Genomic DNA, 19,885 nt, shown 5'->3' on the forward strand with positions numbered 1-19,885 from the left:
AGTTTTATCGATTTTGGAATGCGTAATTAGATTTTACTTAAAAAGATGTTGCAAAAAAATAAATGCATAAGTAATTTGCATACTTTTTTAGGCTAACATCAATTTTTCAAAAAAACTATTTTCTAAAATAGAGACTGTTTAAATCTGCGGTAAATCTATGTTTTTTTGATTTTGGCTTAAAAGAATGCATTTAACAAAAGTGGTTCAATTTAGGTTGTTAAAAATCAAAAGGTTTCATTTTATAATATGAAACAGACTTGTATAAAAAAAAGATATTTTAAGCTTTATTCCTGCCTAACTTTATAGAATATTTAAATGTATATCGAATAAGAAATTGTTTGTTTCTTTTTTTAATCGATTATTTTTTTGATTGTCATTTTGTTTTCACCAAAAACAAGGATTCATTTAATTTTATAAATTGTATAGTATGTCTGTTCCCAAAGAGTTATATAATTTAAAATTCTCAGAATATTTAGAATCTCTAAAGGTTTTGTATCTAGTAGATGATAATTTTAAAGCAATCTGCGATGATTATTGCTCCAACATGCTAAAAACCGAGAAGTACAAGAAAAAGTTTGAAAAGTATTTTCAATATAAATTGGAAGCAGAAAATTTAGCTAAAGAATTAGAAGAAGAAATTTTGATTTACCTGATCAGAAATGGATGGGATAAAAAATAAATGGTTGTTAGTTTTATTTTAATGAATTGGTTAGTAGTTATGAAAATCCCATTTTTAAATGGGATTTTTTTTATGCTTGTTACATATCAAAATTTAAATTTCAGTATTTATTTTAACGATTGTTTAATCTTTTTCGCAAGTAATTTTTGTTTCATTTTTTTTTAAAGATAAAAAAACCTTGATTTTTCGGTGCCTCGCGCATCTTTTTTACGATCATCTCAGGATTTTTTTTAGGTTGCAAATTATAAATTGAAACACAAATATTTGATAATCAACATTTTTACTTTGTAATTTTATGCTGTTTTAACATAAAATTTTGAAAACCACATATTTCAGATGAGTAATGAAATTAAATTAGTAAGATTTATGTTATAATAAAACTTTGTAAACGCCAAAATAAGACATCCATAAAGAAAGACAGTTTTAAATTTTTTTCATTTAAATCCCTCGAAATCAATATAAATTAAACTAGAATCATTATGAAAAAAAGTGTTTGCGTATGGTCAAGATCAGGTATCTGGCCATTGTTGTCAGCTTTCTGGCCATAAACCTCATGCATGGGCAGGATGATGGAGCAAAAAAGAGTATGGAAATCTATGGTTTCATTATGACCGATATTGGTTATAATTTTAATCAGATTCAATCCGATTGGTACGATGTTGTCCGACCAACAAAACTGCCATCGTACAAAGATCAATACGGCCCAGACGGAAACTATTATGCATCCGTGCGCCAGACAAGATTTGGAATCAAAAATTATTTTGATACTGGAATTGGAGAATTAAAAACTCATTTTGAATTTGAGTTGTTTGGAACTGGAGTTGATGCTGGCCAAACTACTTTCCGTTTGCGCCATGCTTATGCTGAATTAGGCAAATTTGGAGCTGGGCAAACTTGGAGCCCATTTATGGATATTGATGTTTTTCCAAATACATTAGAATATTGGGGGCCAACCGGAATGGTGTTTTTTAGAAATATTCAAATTCGTTATATGCCAATTCAGGGCGATACCCGCTTGACGATTGCATTAGAAAGACCAGGAGCAAGTGCAGATCAGGGAATTTATGCAGATCGTATCGAACTTCAAGGTGTAAATGCAAGATTTCCATTTCCGGATTTGTCAGCAGAATACCGTCATGCATTCAATTGGGGATATCTTGAGCTAGCGGGAATTTTGAGAAAAGTGGAGTGGAAAGATCTAAATAATGACCAATATGATTTATCTGGAGATGCACTTGGCTGGGGTTTGAACTTGAGTACGAATGTCAAATTTGGTAAAAGTGATGTTTTTAGAGGACAGGTCGTTTATGGAGAAGGAATTCAGAACTACATGAATGATGCTCCTGTAGATATTGGAATTGAAAACACAGGAAATCCAGCAAGACCTATAAAAGGTGTTGCGCTTCCTTTGCTTGGAGTAGTCGCTTTTTTGGATCATTCATGGAATGACAAATTCACAAGTTCAGTAGGTTATTCAATGATTGATATTGATAACTCTAATGCAATGACCAACGATTCTTTCAAAAAGGTCAGTACATTATAGCTAATGTGCTTTATTCACCAGCAAAAAACTGTTTAGTTGGAGGTGAATTTCAATGGGGAGACCGAGATAACTTTAGAGATGGTTGGAGCACTTCGATCACAAAAGTGCAGTTTTCTTTTAAATACAATTTCTCAGAAACATTCTATAGAAAAAACTAACAGTTGATAGCTGTAAAAAGTTACCAAAACAAAAAAATAGAAAATATGTATAAAAAAATACAATACATAATATTGTGCAGTTTGTGTATTACTTCTCTAAAGGCTCAAACCAGAACTGAAAAAGATCTTTTGGGCGAAAAACAAATTCCTGCAAATGCATATTATGGAGTCCAAACGGCTCGTGCATTAGAGAATTTTCAGATCAGTGGCATGACAACACAATTTTATCCAGATTATGTTAGAGCTTTTGCTATGGTAAAATTAGTCGCCGCTCGAGCAAATGCTGATGTTGGCCGACTAAAAAAAGACCGACTTGCGGCGATAGAAAAAGCGTGTCAAGCTGTTATTGACGGCAAGTACCACGATCAGTTTTTGGTAGATTTATACCAAGGCGGCGCAGGTACTTCGGCAAATATGAATGTTAATGAAGTTCTTGCCAATATCGCCCTCGAATTAAGCGGACATAAAAAAGGAGAATATCAATACATTGAACCTCATGACGATTTAAATATGGGGCAATCTACAAATGATGTTTATCCGACAGCTATAAAAGTAGCTTTGTTGCTTCATAATGATAAACTGGTAAAAGAAGCCGATTTGCTTGCAAAAGCATTCCATAAAAAAGGAGATGAGTTCAAAGATGTCTTGAAGATGGGACGTACAGAAGGACAAGATGCTGTTCCAATGACTGTGGGACAGGAGTTTCATGCCTTTGGGAATCAATTAGATGCAGAAGTTAATACGCTTCGCAAAGTCGAAGTCTTTTTATGCGAGCAAAACATGGGAGCTACTGCCATTGGAACAGGAATTACGGCTTCACCGGGATACGCTGAAAAGGTTGCGACACATCTTGCAAAAATCACAGGGAAACCAATTGTAATGAGCAAGGATCTTATTGCGGCTACAACTAGCCAGCAAGGATTTGTGCTCTATTCATCAGCGCTAAAAAGCATGGCGGTTGCTGTTTCTAAAATAAGCGACGATCTTATTATTTTGACTTCTGGACCTCGTACAGGTATTTTTGAAATCAATTTGCCTGCACTTCAGCCTGGATCCTCAATTATGCCAGGTAAAGTCAATCCTGTTATGCCAGAACTCATGAACCAGCTTTGCTTTAAAGTAATGGGAAATGATCTAACGGTGACACTCATGACACATTCAGGCTTATTGCAGTTAAATGCTTATGAGCCTATTGAAGCCATTGCGATGATGGAATCGCAAGGATTGTTTTTTAAATCTTTTCCATTGTTTAGAAAAAATTGTATCGAAGGCATTACTGTAAATAAAGATGTCTTGAATAATTATATGGAAAGAAGTGTAGGTATTGTTACCGCTCTAAATCCAGTTTTAGGATATGAAAAAACAACAGAACTGGCCAAAGAAGCACTTGAAACTAATAAAGGAATTCTGGAGCTTATTCGTGAAAAGAAATTGCTGACAGAAGATCAAATTAAAAAACTTCTTGATCCCGCAACCTTGACAGGACAAAAATAACATCAACTTAAAAAGTAAAAAAATATGAAATCAAATGTAAATTTTTATAAAAGAATGCTTCTTTTGGTGATGTTGTCACTAAGCATCAGCCTATTTGGACAAGCAAAACCTAAGGTTCTTATTTTGGCAACGGGAGGTACTATTGCCGGAGCCGCTAAAAGTGGCGTACAATCAGGATATACCTCTGGTCAAGTTACTATAGATGCAATGGTAAATGCAGTTCCAGATGCATTGAAACTGGCAGACATCAAAGGCGAGCAAATTTCGAATGTAGGATCTCAGGATATGTCTTTTGAAATCATGTTGAAATTAGCAAACAGAATCAATGAATTGGCTTCCAGTAAAGATGTTGACGGTTTTGTAATCACTCACGGAACTGATACTATGGAGGAAACTGCATATTTTTTAAATCTTGTATCAAAAACAGACAAGCCTGTAGTTCTTGTTGGTTCTATGCGCCCTTCGACAGCCATAAGCGCCGATGGACCTTTGAATTTGTACAATGCAATTGCAGTTGCCGCAGATCCTAATGCTAAAGGTCATGGCGTGCTTTTGGTTATGAATGATTGGATTCATTCTGCTCAATCGCTTACCAAAGTAAGTACAACTGCTGTTCAAACTTTTATGTCTCCAATTCGTGGACTTATTGGAACTACGGCATACGGAGTGAATGACTTTTATCATTATCCTGATCAAAAATTTGGAAAAACTTCCGAATTTGATGTAAAAGGCGTTACTTCTTTTCCTCGCGTAGATATTATTTATGCTGATGCTGATATGAAACCAGATTTGATTGACGCTTCTATCGAAAAAGGAGCTAAAGGAATCGTAATTGCTGGAGTTGGAAACGGAAATATGAACAAAGCATCGCTTGATGCTTGCGCCAGAGCCAGCAAAAAAGGAATTATTGTAGTGCGAAGCACACGTGTTGCAACAGGTATTGTTGGACGTAACGTAGAATGCAATGATGATGAATTAGGGCTTATTGCGTCTTATGGATTAAATCCGCAAAAGGCTAGAATCTTATTGACGGTGGCTTTATTGAAACCTCGAAAACTGGACGAACTTCAAAAAATATTCTTGGAATACTAAGAGTTTTGTGAAAAAGTATTGTTGAGTATTGAGTTGTTTTATTATCACGAAAACATCACAATACTCAATTTGCAAAAATTAGAACTTTTATTTCGTTTTTTTATTATTGGTTTAGTTAATGATGGCCGAGTAGGTTTTATTACAAGGGGTTCAATAAAACCTATGGAGCTATCTTTTAAATCGATGCCGCAAAAAAATATTTGTTTTCTTAAAAAGCCTCTCCAATTCTAAAATAAATTCCCCAATCGCCTTTTCCAACCGCGCCATCTAAACCAACATTGAATTTTTCGTTTTTAAAAGCTCTATACCGATAACCTACACCAGCTCCCGGATATAATTTCCAATCAAAACTAGGTGTATCCGATCCATAAATTGTTGCAATACCGGCAAAACCTACAGCACCCATTCTTTTATTGAAATTATATCGATATTCGCCTTGAATAGCCATAAGTCCATCACCACGATATTTGCCTTCAGAATAGCCTCTGATGTCATCGTTACCAATTGTTACCTGCTGTTCAAAAGAAATATTTCCTAATCCAAATTTACCAGCGAAACGTGTCGCTACAACATCTTTTTTATCTCTTACGGAGTAATAAGAATTATATTCGGAAATGATTTTATTAGCATTGACTTCATTTCCAAACCATTCGGGATAGCTAATCCATCTTGCTCTTATTTTATTTCCTTTGGTAGGATAATAAATGGCATCTCGGGTATCATAGAGCAAAATGGTTTGCAGTCCGTTTGTATGTGAGGTAGAGGCGGGCTGTATATCATCTTCATACGCGGTGTCATAATGTGCATACGAATAACCTAATCCGCCATAAAATGATTTGACGATTTTTCGCAACAAACTCACACTTACTAAAGTAGTTTTGGTACTGTAATCATAAAAAGTAGGGGCATCAAAATCATCCATAAAAAATTGAGAATTTTGATTGCCAGTCATAAGGAACAACTGTGCACGCCATTTGTCTTCGTTAAAATGCCATTTGTTGAAAGAACAAATAAAATATGATTTGTTTGTGGTATAAATGGCGGTAAGCCCAGACAAAGATTTTGGTGAAATTGTATCGGTTTTATCCGTTTTGTACATCATCATTGGGATTGCTCCAAACATGAAATCCAACGTTCTATTGTAACTTATATAAGGCATTACATTAAAATCAATATTCTTGGTTTCAGATGTTTTAGTCTTTGTGCTGTCTGTCATTTTTTCTTGAGCCAAAGTACAGGAAAAACAAAGGAGAAGAAGTGTTATAAAGAAAGGCTTTTGCATATGATTTAAGAGATGAGGTGGTTACGGTTAATTGTCTGACATCTAAATTAAAACCAATTTGTTTTTCATGAAACTTAAGGGCTGTTTAAGACGTTCCATTTTATAAAATGAAACAAGTTCTTGCGATTTTCCTTTTAAGAATTCTCTAAATTTATTTCTTAAAATAAGCCTAAAGAAAAACTAAAACCGAATGATTAAAGCGTGTTTCTGAAGACAAAAAAAGCAATCTCAAAAATCAAATTTAAACGCATAAAATTTAATGAGATATTGGCAATTAAAAGATTTAAAATTAAAGTTTCTGGCTTTGATATACTGTTGTGTCAATTTGAGTTTTGCACAACAAGATAGTCTTGGATCGGCAAAAGTAATTAAGCTTGATGAAGCAATATTATTAGGAATTCAAAATAATCGCCAACTTAAAATTGCAAATGCAGATTTAGCCATTGCCAATGAAAATGTCAGTCAGGCAAAAATTGCAAAAATGCCACGAATTGGCGTCAACGGAGGATATACTTACATAGGCGATCCTAAAATTTATGAAGGTTTTTATGAAAGCAATATTTCGGTAGATTATTATAATCATCAGGCTTTTGCCAATATCATATCGTCGTTGCCAATTTACAATGGAAGTGCCATTAACAAGAGAATTGATCAGCAAGAACTTCTGAGCCAAATGCAACAATCGGCTGTTAAAATGACTGAAGCCGATGTCAAAAACGCCATTACAGAACAATATTTTACACTCGAAAAGTTATACAGGCAAATTGAAGTAACGAAACAAAACATCATCAATACTGATCTTCGTATCAGGCAGTTGAAATCGCGAGTAAATAACGGACAAAATATCAAAAGTGATCTTTTAAGAACAGAATTGCGAGCAATCTAATTTTAAAGTTTCGGTTTTTAGAAGTACCAATACAATAGAATTGATCAGTAATTATCTGGATATTTTAATTGGTTTTCCAACCAATACTATTTTGAAGCCAATAGTCACAGAAAGCATGCTTCCGACAGAAAATGTAAACTTACAGGAAAGTTTGGCCGAAGCTTTTCAAAATAGAGAAGAAATTAAAAGAGCCGAAGTAAAAATCAAATTATCTGAATCGTCTTTGAGTTTGACTAAAAGCGGTTTTATGCCAAATGTAAATGCCAATCTTATTTTGAATACCGAATATCCGGCACAATGGCCAAATTATGTCAATATTCTGAATTACTGGGCGGCGGGCGTTTCGCTGAATTGGGATGTTTCGAGTTTTTACAATCTTAAACACCGTATTTCGGGCGATAGATTAGAAATTGACAAAAGCAATATAGCGCTTCAGGTTACAAAAGATCAAATCAGTACCGAAGTTAAGAATGCTTATGTGCGTTATGCAGAAAGCAAAGAAAATATTAAAACGTACAAGAAAGATGTTGAACTTTCAATGAGCAATTATAAAATCGTAAAAAGTCGGTATGACAATGATTTTGCTTTGATCAGCGAAATAGTCGATGCTGAGTTGCGACTGAACAATTCCAGAATCTCATTGGTTAATGCCAATTTAGATTTAATTATTCAATATTATTCTCTGCAATACGCAATGGGAAAACTTTAATTTAAAAAGTATGAGCGAAGCAAATGTCCAAAACGAAACGATTCAAAAAGATAAAAAGAGAAATACCATTCTTACTGTGCTGTCTTTTGGTTTTTTGATTGCCGGCGGTTTATGGATTTTGAGTTTGTTTTTTGACTTTAGTACTTATGAAACCACTAATAATGCTCAGGTTGAAGCTTATATCAACAATGTTGCGGCAAGAGCCACAGGGCATATCAAAGAAATCAGATTTGAATCCAATCAATTTGTTCATAGGGGAGATACTTTGATCATTTTGGATGATGAGGAATACATTATAAAAGTAAATCAGGCAGAAGCCGATTTGGCTATAGCCGAAGGAAATCTGCATTCATTGGAACAAAATATTACAACATCGATGTCAAATCAGGCATCGGGAAAAGAAAAACTGGCCGGCGATATGGCGAGCCTTGAAAAAGCACAAAAAGATTATCAGCGATTTAAAAACATGTATGCAGATTCAGCAGTGACGCGAAATCAATACGATCAAGTCATTTCAAAATTAAAATCGGAAGAAGCTTATGTAAAAGCAGGGCAGAAAAATCTAGAAGCAAGCAGTTCGATAACCAAGCAAAGTACAATCAACCTCGAAGCAAGCACGAGCTACAGTCGCGAGAAAAAGAGCTGATTTAGCGGCGACAAAACTGCAATTATCCTATACCAGTGTTATTGCGCCAGGAGATGGATATGTTGGCGAGCGCAATTTGTCGATTGGAGAATTGATCAATTCAAATCAGACTGTCGCAACCATTGTTTTGAATCAAAAATTGTGGATTTCGGCAAATTTCAAAGAAACCCAAATTGAAAAAATCAAAAGCGGACAAGAAGTAACCATTACGATAGATGCTCTTGATGGAAAAGAATTTAAAGGAAAAGTGGTTGGGTTTTCTCCGGCAACGGGCGCTAAATTTTCAATGGTTGAGCCTGATAATTCTACAGGGAATTTTGTAAAAATTACGCAAAGAATTCCCGTGAAGATTGAGTTTGAAACTCCCGCTAAAGAATTGGCAGAAGTAAGACCAGGAATGAATGTAACCGTTGACGTAAAAAAATAAGAGATGTTTGCAGGAAAAAAGGAAGCGTTTTTACTCTCATAGGATTATATATCCTTACCATTCCTTTTTTTAATGGTCTCAACGTTACCACTTATGATAATTCGCAAATCATGGGGCATTTTGGAGAATCGACTACTGTTTTTACATACTCCATTTATATTCCCATTTTTGCTATGCTTGGTTTTATGCCTTTGGGACTAAAATTGGGGAAACAAATCAAGGTTCGAACCTTGATTTTGTCAGCGAGTTTTCTGTCTTTGATTTTCAATACTGCTTTGTTGTTTGTGTCTACTATTGAATGGTTTGTGTTTTTTAGATCGCTTCTAGCTATAGTTTCTGTAATTGGAATATTTGCATCAATGGTTCCTATTTTAATAAAATACAATCCGGCATTTAATATGGCGTTATTGTATGGAATTCTGCAGTTTATTCAAAAAGGAAGTCAGCATCTTTATCAATATTTAGGAACAAATTTTACAAGTCTGCATAATTGGACTTTTGGAATTTATTTTTTGAATGTCAATTTCTTGATTTGTATTCTATTGGCTTGGTTTTTTTACAGAGCAGATGTTGCTCCAATGAAAAATGTATTTCAGTTTGATTGGCGCGGTTGGATTATCATGCTTTTATTTTTTCTAATAATTCTTTTTTATGTGCGGAGGGACAAACTAGAAATTGGCTCAGCGATCCTAAAGTAGTTTTGGCAATAGGATTATTGTTTATAATGGCCGGGATTTATCTGTCGCACGTTCGTTTTACTTCTGATCCCATTATTAACCCAGATGTTTATAAATATAAAAATGTTGTCATTGGCGCTTTTTTGATGTTTTATATCGGCGTGATGAATGGCACTGGAAGCGTTGTAACGGGATATATGACAAATGTTTTAGGATTTGACCCAGTACTTAATGCTTTGACGCATTTGGCAATATTATTTGGATTATGTATTTCGATTCCGCTTTCGACTTATCTTTTGTTTAAAAGGATTTATTTGGCCACTATTTGGGTGATTGGTTTTGCCTGTTATGGATTTTATCATATGATCCTGTTCTTTAGATTTTACCCCGGAATTGATTCAACTGATTTTTTTGTGCCGCTTGTTTTTAAAGGTTTAGGAATGGGTTTTCTATTTCCTGTTTCCTTGCTTTATATTTCAGAAGGTGTTCCGCCAATTTTGAGTACATCGCGCATGATGACCGGAATTATTTCGCAAGCTGTTTTTGCGTCTTTGCTTGGAAGCGCTATTCTCGGAACATTTATTACAAATATGAATATCCAGCATAAAACAGGTTTAAGTCAGCAATTATCAGAGGTTAATAAAATGGCAGAAAATCAATTGGAAACTTACAAAAGAAACTTTTTATATATGGGTTTATCAGATGCTGAAGCGCAGAAAAAAGCAGAAAAAAGCCTTTCAAATCAAACCGCTCAAGCCTCAATATTATTGGCTTACAAAGATATTTATCTTGTAATGTCTGCGATATGCTTTTTTCCTATTTTGATCATTCTGCTTTTCAAATTGTGGCGAAGACCAATTGGCAGAGTAGAAGTAGAGCCGATACCGATTTAATTTTTATGAAAACAACAGTTGATAATTCATATTATGATGGCAAAAAAAGAACGTTTTTTATTTGGCTTATGGAATAAAGAAAGTGGATTAAGCGGGATGCTTGTCTTGCTTTTTATTATGCATTTTGTCGCTATTCCGTTTTTTGGAAGTTACCCACATTTTATGGTTTGGCTCAATATTTTTTGGATGTTGTTTTTGTTTGCTGGTATTTTTTCACTTTCGAAGCATAAAAAACAAGCGCTCTTGATTTCAATTATTCCGATTTTGTTTGTTGTGATTCAATGTATAGATTATTTCAACAGAAACATCATCATTTTGTTTGCTGACCTTTTTTTGTCCATTGCAGTTATGGCGCTTTTAATTATAATGGTTTTGAAAAAAGTATTAGAACCGGGTCCAGTAACTACTTATCGCATAATAGGTTCGGTTGTCGTGTACATGCTGTTGGTTCATTTTTGGTGTACGCTTTACTTATTTCTTTTTAGGCATATTGAAGGCTCTTTTAATTTGGTGGAATCTAAGTTTGAAATCAATAGCGATCAGGCGAGTTTTATGTATTTCAGTTATATCACCATGAGTTCTACAGGTTATGGAGAAATTGTGCCGTTGCATCCATTAGCGCGCTCTTTGGTCCAGATCGAAGTGCTTACGGGAGTTTTATATCCTGTCATCTTAATAGGAAGATTAGTTTCTGATGCTAATTTTTCTATCCAAAAAAATAAAATCAAATTTAACCAATCATATCTAAATCAAAATAAACATGAAAACAACCAATTCAATTAAACGCAAAGAGCTCTTTGATACGATTTTGCAGTTATTTTTCATTTTCCTGATCGTTGGATTTTGTCTTAAATTGCTGTTGCCGTTTTTTATGCCAATTCTTTGGGCGGTAATACTTTCGGTCGTATTTTTTCCAATGTTTGATTTTCTTCAAAGAATCTTGAAAGGAAGGAAAACCCTGGCATCTGTAATAATAACAATTGTAATTATTGCAGTTATGTTAGTGCCACTTATTTATTTTTTAAAAGCGGCAATAGCCAATTTTTTAGAATTGAAAAATAATTTTGAAGCTGGAACTTTAAAAATTACGCCTCCTGGACAAAATATAAAAGAATGGCCGATAATTGGTAAACCTCTATATGAATTTCTGCTAATGATGTCAACAGATTTAGAGCAAGGCGTAGTAAAATATCAGGATCAAATCAAAGAGTTTTCTTCAAAAATTATGGGAAGCATTTTGAGTTCTGGTGCCGCATTTTTGCAGTTTATTCTATCCGTAATTATAGCTGGAGTTTTATTGGTTACTGGAGGGAAGACTTTTGCTATGAAATTTCTTAGAAAAATTGCTGGAAATAAAGCAGATGAAATCATGACTATTTCGGTTTCAACAATTTATCAAGTTGTTAAAGGAATATTAGGAGTTGCTGTTATTCAAACTATTATTCAGGCAATTGGGTTATTTATGGCTGATATTCCGTATGCCGGAATTTTGACTTTGATATGCCTTGTATTTTCGATTCTGCAAATTGGACCAATTATCATTAATATTGGTGTTATCGTATATTTATTTTCTACTGGAGACTCTGGTTATGCTATCTTTTGGACCATATTTTTCATTATCAGCGGACTTTCAGATAATGTCTTGAAGCCGCTTTTGTTAGGAAAAGGAGCGTTAGTGCCAATGTTAATTATTTTCCTCGGAGTTATTGGCGGCTTTATCATGTCGGGATTCATTGGACTTTTCGTAGGACCAATTGTATTTTCAATAGGTTATAAATTATTTATTGCTTGGTTAGATGATAATGCAGAGACGGAAGCTGAGCCAGAACCATTAGAAAATATTGAACCTCTGGCGTAAATCAGTTATAAGATCTATAATATGAAAAAATCCCATTTTGAAAGAAATGGGATTTTTTTGTTTCTGAATAAAATAAATCTTATTCTGTTATAAAAATAACTTTTAGTGGTTGTGTGAATTAATAAAGTATAAAATAAGATCTTAGCTGAGCTAAAAGCGAAAAATTATTCTTTATACAATACAATAGTTGCTTTATATCCTGTGCCAACATTCCATTGGCTGGATTCAATTACTGCGCCTTTGTCGTCGTAAACTTGAAATTCGGCTGTATTTGGCGATGCAGAACCTTCATTTAAAGCTTCAAAATCTATTTTATTGATGCCAGGAACCAAGGTAATTTTAAAACCTTGATATTCACCATTCATTGTAACTTCGGGCTCGATTACTTTGTCGTTTAAATATACTTTGATTTTGTCGCCATCAACAAAAGCGGCGTCACGATAGCGAATTGTTGAGGTATAAGTCGAGGTTTTAAAGCTTCCCAAAAATTGATTTTGTCTGTAAAAAATACCTTCTACATTTGCAGGTGTTTTATACAAATTGGTGTCTTTAAAAAGTTCGTTTGGGTCAATTTTCGAAGGATCTGGCTTTTCGACAGGCGCCGGTGGATTCACTTTTGGAGCTTCTTCTTTTGGCGGAACAACTTCTTTTGTTTTTGGAGTTTTCGCCGGAATTGGCTTGTATTTGTTATCCAGCTCTTTTTGCGCAAATCCTTGAACCGAAATTCCGATTGCAAGAATCAAAAACAAAAATCCGATTCTATTTTTCAATTGTACTAAATGCATATATTCTTTAAATTAATTTGTTTATCTCTATATGTATAAACATTTAATTAAAGCATTTATTGCCCTTTAGGCCAATTTTAGGTTGTTAACAGTGGCTTTATAGATTAATATAAAAACATTTTACAGAAGCCCCAGTTGTCGAGCTTTGTTTACTAGTTCTGTATCGCTTCCTTTTCCTAATAAGAGCCTACTTTTTATATTGGCTTTTCGTTTTTCTACGGAGCTGATAGATAAAGGAATGTGAGTTGGAATGTCAATTGTTTTTATGCCTTTAGCAAGCAGATTTAAAATTTCAGTATCAAATTTATCCCAATCATAATTTTTTTGAGAGAATTCTTTCTGTGATTTTTTGATTTCTGAACTATAAATAGTTTCTCCAGATAAAATTTTCTCACATGTTAAAGGGAACGACTCAAAATTTATTTCGCCTTTATAAATGAATCCTTCAGGTTTTATATCGTTTAATACTCTATTAACGATAAAGACTTCCGTATGCATGGTTAGCAATAAAATTTTGCATTCCGGATGTGTTTTTCTAATTACAGCGGCCAAGTCAATTCCGCTTAAAATATTTAATTCAGTATAAGGAGGCAAATTAACGTCTAGAATTGCAAAATCAATATTTTGATGTCGCTTTTTTAGTTGTGTTATTTGTTTGTGCGCGTTCTCACAATTGTAATTTTTGTGAAAAATGGTTTCGGAGGCTGTATTGAATGATTCATAGGATAATAGATTGACGTAGCTGTCTACGGTCATAGGATGGTCGTCAACAATCAAAATATTTAGAGGCATTTTGTAAATTTTTTTACAAACATAAATAATGATTATGTTAAAATAGTAATATTTTTTTAAAAAAATCTCTAGTTTAAGTTGAATTCAAGACAATCATTTCTGTTTGAAAAGTTTATTTCATATTTGATTTTTTTTTGCTTTATATTTGGTTCAATAAATATCAAATATTGTGAAGTTTAATTTAAAGTTGGAGCTTTTAGTCTTTTTTTAATCACTCTTGTGTGCCTTATTTATTTGGATAAATCACGCTTTAGTGGAGATCAAGAAAGTCTTTTTAATGAGAAACATTATAAATCACTTTCGAATGAGAAAAAGGTAAAATATTTAGATTCATTAGCATTGCTGTTACCGAATAAAAAGAATGATACTGTTCTTCGCAATCTTTATTTAAAAATAGGAGCAGAATATTATTTTTTAAATAATTTGGACCAATCATATAAGTACAGCGCAGTAGCTTTAAAACTTTCTATTAAAGATAAAGACAGTTCAAGAATGGCAAAATCGCTGTACTATATGGGAGATTGTTACGAAAATACCCAAAAAGACAGTGCTTATTTTTATTATTTAAAGGCTCAAAAAATTTATCAAAAAATCCACGATGATGATAAATTGGGTCGTGTACATTTTAATAAAGCTTATGTTTTATTTTATGACGGAAACTATCCTGAATGTGAAATTGAAATTACAAAAGCGTTGAATTATTTCGAGGAAACAGATAATTTAAAAGATCTTTTTTTGTGTAATAATATGATGGGTAATTGTTTAGAAAAACTTTTTTGTACGATGAAGCATTAAAGTATCATCAAAAAGCATTAGGAGTCTTAAAAACAATGGAAAAAAAGGATTAAGAACAAAAGACGCTGTAAATGATTATAATGTAATCTCTGTTATTAATATTTGCAATCTTTATGAGATAAAAGGACAATATCCTGAAGTAATAAAAGAATTGAGCCAGTTGTTAACGCAAGATTTACTTCATAGATCTCCAAGTACATACGCCACAGTTTTATCAAATTTGGCGCATTGTAAGATGAAAAACAAAGATTACAAAAATGTTGAGGCCTTATTTTTTGAGTCTATTAAAATTAAAAAAAACACTAATGACCCAGCGGGAACCATATATGCTAAAATCAATTTAGGAGAGTTTTATCTCACACAAAAAGATACCCTAAAAGCAATTAAAAGTCTAAAAGAAGCTCATGAGAATGCTATTGGCCAGAGAAATACAAATGAGGTTTTAAGAAGTCTTAAATTGTTGTCTCAAGCAGATAAAAAAAGAGTCTTGTGTATGCCAATAGATACATTGAAATGCGTGATAGTATTGAAAAGATTAAAATAATATCGAGTAATAGATATGCCAGAATCGAATATGAAACTCAAAGTATTGAAGATGAAAACAAAGTTCTAACCAGAAAAAATTTTTATATCTTAATTTTCTCGTTTTCTCTTTTTTTAGTGCTTTCTGCAATTTCACTTTACATTTATTTGAGATCTAGAAACAAAGAACTGCGATTTGTAAAACAGCGGCAAAGCGACAGTGATGAGATATTTCAACTTTTAAGCGAACAAAATGAAAAAATAAACAGAGCAAAAGACGAAGAAAAAAACAAAATTGCCAGAGAACTTCACGACGGTGTAATGAATAAAATATATTCGATACGAATGAATTTAGGTTTTTTTAATGCTAAAGTTGATGAAAAAACAATAGAGAAAAGGAAAGAATATATTTTTGAACTGCAAAATGTAGAAAACGAAATTAGGGCGATTTCTCATGACTTGAGCCAAGAGTCTTTTCTGGAAAACAGCGATTTTAATACTTTGTTATCAAATTTAGTCGATAAACAAAAAGAAGTAAATGATATCGAATTTCATTATGTAATTGATGAAGGATTTAATTGGGATGCAGTTTCAAATATCCATAAAATAAATATTTACAGAATAATTCAGGAGGGAATCTTGAATATCCATAAATATTCTAACGCTTCAGAAGCCGTTATAAAAATTGAAATGATTGGCAATAAGTCACTAAAATTATCTATTAAAGATAACGGAAAGGGATTTGATGTTGCAACGGAAAAAAAGGGAATCGGACTTAATAACATTAAAGAAAGAACAAATTCTTTAAAAGGCCATTTTGAAATTTTGTCTAAAAGAAGAAAGGGAACTCAACTTACTATTCTGTTTGATATTTAAACAAAAAATCACTCAAAATCTAATGATTAAATTAAAATAGATTTTAAGGCATTTAAGTTCTTAAATGCCTTAATTAAAAGAAGTTTTTTAATTTAAAAAGCACATATTGAGAGCAATTGCGCTAGATAAGATTGCGATCTTTTCTTCATGGTTGGAATAAGTTGCCATAACATTTACATTGTAGCCACTTGCTGATATTGCGGCTGTTTTTCATCTTTCCGCTCCATTTATTATCGATTGATCCAATCTGATTGTCAGAAGAATCATTAATGATAAAATTAGATTTTTTCCAGACATCACAAATTTCTGCAATGACGTGATTGGAAGTGTTTAGAATTTTAAAAACAGGCTTAGAAAAGCTAGAATTTGGGTTTATTGCACCTATTTTTTTCCAGAAGCATCTTGAATCACAATTTCAGATTTTAAGAAACTACCTCTTCTTAAAATAGTAGCTTCTAAGCCACCATTTGCACTTCTAATTTCAATATTAAAAGGAAGTATTGATTTGACAAAAGCTGTTGGAAGCACTTTTTGAATTAAACTTAATTTTTGTTTGATTCGGCCTATTCTTTCTCTTTTTTCGTTATAGATATGGCAACTTTCCTGAAAGCCATCCTTTTTATCGACAAAATAGTTATTCGTTTCAAAGAAATCTGAAATCATAGTTTTGAGCTGGTTGGTTTTGGTTATTTTTTGGTTTTGGTGCTCAAAATTAGAATTTAAGTTACAGGTACAAACAGGTATAAATACCTGTTTATATGTCAAAAAATAAAATAAATAGCGACTCTGAAAGAAAATAACTACACTGATAATCATTGTATTAAAATGTACAATTCAAACTTTTTTTAAAAGAGTCAGAAAAGACTGAAATTACATTTTAGTAATGATGAATTCGCTTCGTCTGTTCATTTGATGTTGTGCTTCGGTACACGGAACTCCGTTTGAACAATTGTTGAGAAGTTGTGTTTCTCCATAACCAATAGCGCTTTCAATACGTTCTGGAGCTATACCTTGCGAAATAATATAATCTCTGGTGGTTTTGGCTCTTCGGTCTGAAAGTTCAAGGTTATATTGATCGTTTGCTCGTGAATCGGTGTGGGATTCAATTTTAATAACAACTGTAGGATATTGTGTCATTAAAAGCACCACTTTATTTAATTCTATTGCGAGCATCATATCGAACATCAGATTTGTCGAGGTCAAAGAAAATAACTCCGATTTTGATTTTCAATAGACCATTTTCACGAACAATAAGTGCAGGATCTAGACCAATTGGGACTTCGGTTTTTCCAGAATTTTTTGGTATCAGAATCACTTTCGAACTGGGAGTATAATTATCTTTCGCAGTTTCAATAGTGTAGGAGGTACCACAATCTAACGTTTTGCTGAATTCATATTTTCCATCAATTTGAGAAACGGTTTCCTCAATTGCAACTCCGCCAGCATTTTTTAAGGTCACTACAGCACCTGCAATTTTTTTATTGGAAATAGCATCAAAAACGTAACCTTTTACGCCCTGAACGCAAAAACGTTCAAACGAATAAATATCATCGTCGCCTTTTCCGTCCTTTCTATTAGAACAAACAAAACCTTTATTGGTATCTTCATTTACGATATAAGCAAAATCATCTCTGTTGCTGTTTAAAGGCGCACCAAGATTGACTGGAGAATCAAAAACACCATCTTTCAATCGGCTTTCAAAAACGTCGAGACCGCCAAGCCCTAAGAAACCATCAGAAGCAAAATATAATGCTTGATCTGTTATAAATGGAAACATTTCGCGTCCGGTGGTATTTACTTTTTCTCCCAAATTTTTAGGTTGAGAGAATTGGTTGTTTCCTAAAATATCCACTACAAAAATATCTGTTGAACCCAGTGTTCCCGGCATATCGGAAACAAAATAAAGTTTTTTGCCATCTTTGCTCACAGAAGGATGTCCAACAGAATAATCATCACTGTTGAAAGGAAGTTCTTTTACATCTTTCCAAGAAACAGTTCCATTATTGTTTTCGACAGCTGTTGCCGAAAAGATTTTGATATTATTGACACCTTTGCTGTCTCGTTTTAGTTTTCCGTTGTAATTGTTTCGGGTAAAATAGATTGTTTTTTCATCTGGAGAAAATGCCACGCAGGCTTCATGATATTGCGTTGTAATGTCTTTTCCGAATTTTTCTTTGAAAGTGACATTCGACTGCATATCGTTTATTTTGCCCAACTGCATGTTCAAGTAAGGTTGATCATTCCATCCGTATTTGTTGGTTTTTAGAAACGAAGAATCAACTGTAGTAGAGTAAACGAGATCGCCTTTGTAAAACATTGGTCCAAAATCAGAATAAGCTGAATTTATATCTAAATTTTCGAGCAAAAAGGACGGTTTAATATTTTCGATATCCTCCAATGTTACATTTTTCAAAGAGAAATTCTGTGCTCTTGAATCGGTTGATTTTTGCTTTTGTGCGTAAAGCTTCATCCATTTTTTTGCCAGTTCATAATTTTGAACGCCTTGCAATGACTGCGCATATCGAAAGTAATATTCGGCAGAAACTTCATTTGAATAGGCAGAAATCAGTTTTTCGTACCATTTTGAAGCGCTTGACATTTTTGTATTGAAATAATAGGAATCGCCAAGACGCTGTAGCATCTCTTTAGAGTTGTCTCCATTGTTTACCGAAATCTCATAAGACTTTGCGAGCATCGACGTAATACATTTTATCAAAAAGTGCGTCGGCTGTTTTGTTTTTGGTCTGCGAAAATGCCATTTGAATGACTAGCAGTACGAGTATAGTAATTCTTCTTTTCATAGACAATTGTATTAAAAGAATCTTGGTGATTTTAGTCCTTTTTTACGGTTAACCAATTCAAATCGAAGCACAATTTCGTGCGTACCGCTGTTGTAATTTTGAAGATCAGTCAAAGTATAGTCATAAGCATAACCAACCATAAACATTGGCGAAATCTGCAAACCTGCAATAGCGCTTACAGAATCTGAAGTTCTATAAGAAACGCCAAGAGTAATGGCATCATTGAACATAAAGTTGGCTGAGATATCAGCAATAAGCGGAGCACCAGCTACGTATTTTACCATTGCGACCGGTTTGAATTTTGTGTGTGCTGATAAGTCAAAAACAATTCCTCCAATAAGGTACAAGTGCATTCTTTCGTTAATAAGATCATCGGCAATATCATCATAAGTATAGCGCTCTCGCGTCAAAAAGTTAGGAACTGATAATCCAATATAATCGCGTTCACCGTGCCAATATAATCCGGCACCAACTACAGGCAGAAACTTGTTTGTGATGTTTTCACGAAACTGAACATCGGGATCTCTATGACTTCCTTTTGTCCAGTCAATATTTAAAACTCTTCCGCCTCCTTTTACACCAAAAGACAATTTATGTGTTTCACCAGATTGAATAGTATAGGAGAAATTGGCATCTAGATATTGTTCTTCCATTGGGCCAATTTCTTCATTTACAATCGAGATTCCCAAACCTAGATTTTTTGCAATTGGGGTATCTAATGAAAAGCTTTGCGTATCAGGCGCACCATCAATACCAACCCATTGTGTTCTTATAAGTCCAGTTACCGTTAAATGTCCTAATGATCCTGCATACGCAGAGTTTACCGTCATTGTATTATACATATATTGCGTGTATTGCGGATCTTGCTGTGCTAGAGCTCCGCAGAATGTCATCAGACCGAGTATAGTGAAAACTATTTTAATATTTTTAATCATAGCCAATTCATATTTTGGTTAATCCTAATTCTTAA

The 19,885-nt window shown here is 33.5% G+C and carries 22 protein-coding genes; 15 read left to right on the forward strand and 7 right to left on the reverse strand.

All coding sequences use genetic code 11. The features are described from left to right. The first annotated feature begins 427 nt into the window (after positions 1-427). From ACQ9BO_RS14585 to ACQ9BO_RS14600, 4 genes are all read left to right on the forward strand, one after another. Positions 428-679, forward strand: coding sequence for a hypothetical protein (locus ACQ9BO_RS14585; protein ID WP_132991200.1), 252 nt, complete (start codon positions 428-430; stop codon positions 677-679). 499 nt (positions 680-1,178) lie between these two features. Continuing rightward, positions 1,179-2,222, forward strand: coding sequence for a DcaP family trimeric outer membrane transporter (locus ACQ9BO_RS14590; RefSeq protein WP_431241320.1), 1,044 nt, complete (start codon positions 1,179-1,181; stop codon positions 2,220-2,222). Positions 2,223-2,425: 203 nt separating this feature from the next. Further along, complete coding sequence (locus ACQ9BO_RS14595) at positions 2,426-3,874, forward strand: aspartate ammonia-lyase (protein WP_431241321.1); 1,449 nt, start codon at positions 2,426-2,428, stop codon at positions 3,872-3,874. A 24-nt stretch (positions 3,875-3,898) separates the two neighbouring features. Beyond that, a complete protein-coding gene (locus ACQ9BO_RS14600; protein ID WP_431241322.1) occupies positions 3,899-4,966 on the forward strand; it encodes a type II asparaginase in 1,068 nt (355 codons plus the stop codon). A gap of 208 nt (positions 4,967-5,174) precedes the next feature. Here the strand turns inward: ACQ9BO_RS14600 and ACQ9BO_RS14605 are convergent, their stop codons facing one another. After that, complete coding sequence (locus ACQ9BO_RS14605; protein WP_431241323.1) at positions 5,175-6,182, reverse strand: BamA/TamA family outer membrane protein; 1,008 nt, start codon at positions 6,180-6,182, stop codon at positions 5,175-5,177. A 325-nt stretch (positions 6,183-6,507) separates the two neighbouring features. Here ACQ9BO_RS14605 and ACQ9BO_RS14610 point away from each other — a divergent pair, with 325 nt between their 5' ends. From ACQ9BO_RS14610 to ACQ9BO_RS14645, 8 genes are all read left to right on the forward strand, one after another. Further along, the gene (locus tag ACQ9BO_RS14610; protein WP_431241324.1) at positions 6,508-7,134 is read left to right on the forward strand and encodes a TolC family protein; all 627 of its coding nucleotides are present in this window, start codon (positions 6,508-6,510) and stop codon (positions 7,132-7,134) included. A gap of 91 nt (positions 7,135-7,225) precedes the next feature. Beyond that, positions 7,226-7,843: a TolC family protein gene (locus ACQ9BO_RS14615; RefSeq protein WP_431241325.1), complete on the forward strand. Its 618-nt coding sequence runs from the start codon at positions 7,226-7,228 to the stop codon at positions 7,841-7,843. 10 nt (positions 7,844-7,853) lie between these two features. Continuing rightward, positions 7,854-8,489 carry an HlyD family secretion protein gene (locus tag ACQ9BO_RS14620; protein ID WP_431241326.1) on the forward strand — a complete coding sequence of 212 codons (636 nt, stop codon included), beginning with the start codon at positions 7,854-7,856 and terminating at the stop codon, positions 8,487-8,489. A gap of 40 nt (positions 8,490-8,529) precedes the next feature. Then, positions 8,530-8,916: an HlyD family secretion protein gene (locus ACQ9BO_RS14625; RefSeq protein WP_431245126.1), complete on the forward strand. Its 387-nt coding sequence runs from the start codon at positions 8,530-8,532 to the stop codon at positions 8,914-8,916. Between the two features lie 110 nt (positions 8,917-9,026). After that, entirely contained in the window at positions 9,027-9,614 is a 588-nt protein-coding gene (locus ACQ9BO_RS14630) for a hypothetical protein (RefSeq protein WP_431241327.1), read from the forward strand. Positions 9,615-9,616: 2 nt separating this feature from the next. Continuing rightward, positions 9,617-10,486: a hypothetical protein gene (locus ACQ9BO_RS14635; protein WP_431241328.1), complete on the forward strand. Its 870-nt coding sequence runs from the start codon at positions 9,617-9,619 to the stop codon at positions 10,484-10,486. 33 nt (positions 10,487-10,519) lie between these two features. Next, a complete protein-coding gene (locus ACQ9BO_RS14640; RefSeq protein ID WP_431241329.1) occupies positions 10,520-11,269 on the forward strand; it encodes an ion channel in 750 nt (249 codons plus the stop codon). Next, complete coding sequence (locus ACQ9BO_RS14645) at positions 11,247-12,344, forward strand: AI-2E family transporter (protein WP_431241330.1); 1,098 nt, start codon at positions 11,247-11,249, stop codon at positions 12,342-12,344. The genes ACQ9BO_RS14640 and ACQ9BO_RS14645 overlap by 23 nt, the downstream gene beginning before the upstream one ends. 164 nt (positions 12,345-12,508) lie before the next feature. On the opposite strand, the gene ACQ9BO_RS14650 is transcribed toward ACQ9BO_RS14645, so the two are convergent. Next, a complete protein-coding gene (locus ACQ9BO_RS14650; RefSeq protein WP_431241331.1) occupies positions 12,509-13,114 on the reverse strand; it encodes a hypothetical protein in 606 nt (201 codons plus the stop codon). A gap of 135 nt (positions 13,115-13,249) precedes the next feature. Further along, complete coding sequence (locus ACQ9BO_RS14655) at positions 13,250-13,921, reverse strand: response regulator (RefSeq protein WP_431241332.1); 672 nt, start codon at positions 13,919-13,921, stop codon at positions 13,250-13,252. 219 nt (positions 13,922-14,140) lie between these two features. Between ACQ9BO_RS14655 and ACQ9BO_RS14660 the strand changes: the two genes are divergently transcribed. From ACQ9BO_RS14660 to ACQ9BO_RS14670, 3 genes are all read left to right on the forward strand, one after another. Further along, positions 14,141-14,716, forward strand: a complete 576-nt coding sequence (locus ACQ9BO_RS14660) for a tetratricopeptide repeat protein (RefSeq protein WP_431241333.1) — start codon at positions 14,141-14,143, stop codon at positions 14,714-14,716. Between the two features lie 151 nt (positions 14,717-14,867). Beyond that, complete coding sequence (locus tag ACQ9BO_RS14665; protein ID WP_431241334.1) at positions 14,868-15,260, forward strand: tetratricopeptide repeat protein; 393 nt, start codon at positions 14,868-14,870, stop codon at positions 15,258-15,260. Then, positions 15,206-16,114: a sensor histidine kinase gene (locus ACQ9BO_RS14670; protein ID WP_431241335.1), complete on the forward strand. Its 909-nt coding sequence runs from the start codon at positions 15,206-15,208 to the stop codon at positions 16,112-16,114. The genes ACQ9BO_RS14665 and ACQ9BO_RS14670 overlap by 55 nt, the downstream gene beginning before the upstream one ends. A gap of 381 nt (positions 16,115-16,495) precedes the next feature. Here the strand turns inward: ACQ9BO_RS14670 and ACQ9BO_RS14675 are convergent, their stop codons facing one another. From ACQ9BO_RS14675 to ACQ9BO_RS14690, 4 genes are all read right to left on the reverse strand, one after another. After that, entirely contained in the window at positions 16,496-16,777 is a 282-nt protein-coding gene (locus tag ACQ9BO_RS14675; RefSeq protein ID WP_431241336.1) for a hypothetical protein, read from the reverse strand. Positions 16,778-16,984: 207 nt separating this feature from the next. Further along, entirely contained in the window at positions 16,985-17,287 is a 303-nt protein-coding gene (locus ACQ9BO_RS14680; protein WP_431241337.1) for an OmpA family protein, read from the reverse strand. Next, positions 17,265-18,809 carry an OmpA family protein gene (locus tag ACQ9BO_RS14685; RefSeq protein WP_431241338.1) on the reverse strand — a complete coding sequence of 515 codons (1,545 nt, stop codon included), beginning with the start codon at positions 18,807-18,809 and terminating at the stop codon, positions 17,265-17,267. Before ACQ9BO_RS14685 ends, ACQ9BO_RS14680 begins: the two co-directional genes overlap by 23 nt. A 117-nt stretch (positions 18,810-18,926) precedes the next feature. Beyond that, positions 18,927-19,850, reverse strand: coding sequence for a PorP/SprF family type IX secretion system membrane protein (locus tag ACQ9BO_RS14690; RefSeq protein ID WP_431241339.1), 924 nt, complete (start codon positions 19,848-19,850; stop codon positions 18,927-18,929). Positions 19,851-19,885 lie beyond the last annotated feature (35 nt).

The organism is Flavobacterium sp. P21, assembly GCF_050632225.1.
In the GTDB taxonomy this organism is placed as follows: Bacteria; Bacteroidota; Bacteroidia; order Flavobacteriales; family Flavobacteriaceae; genus Flavobacterium.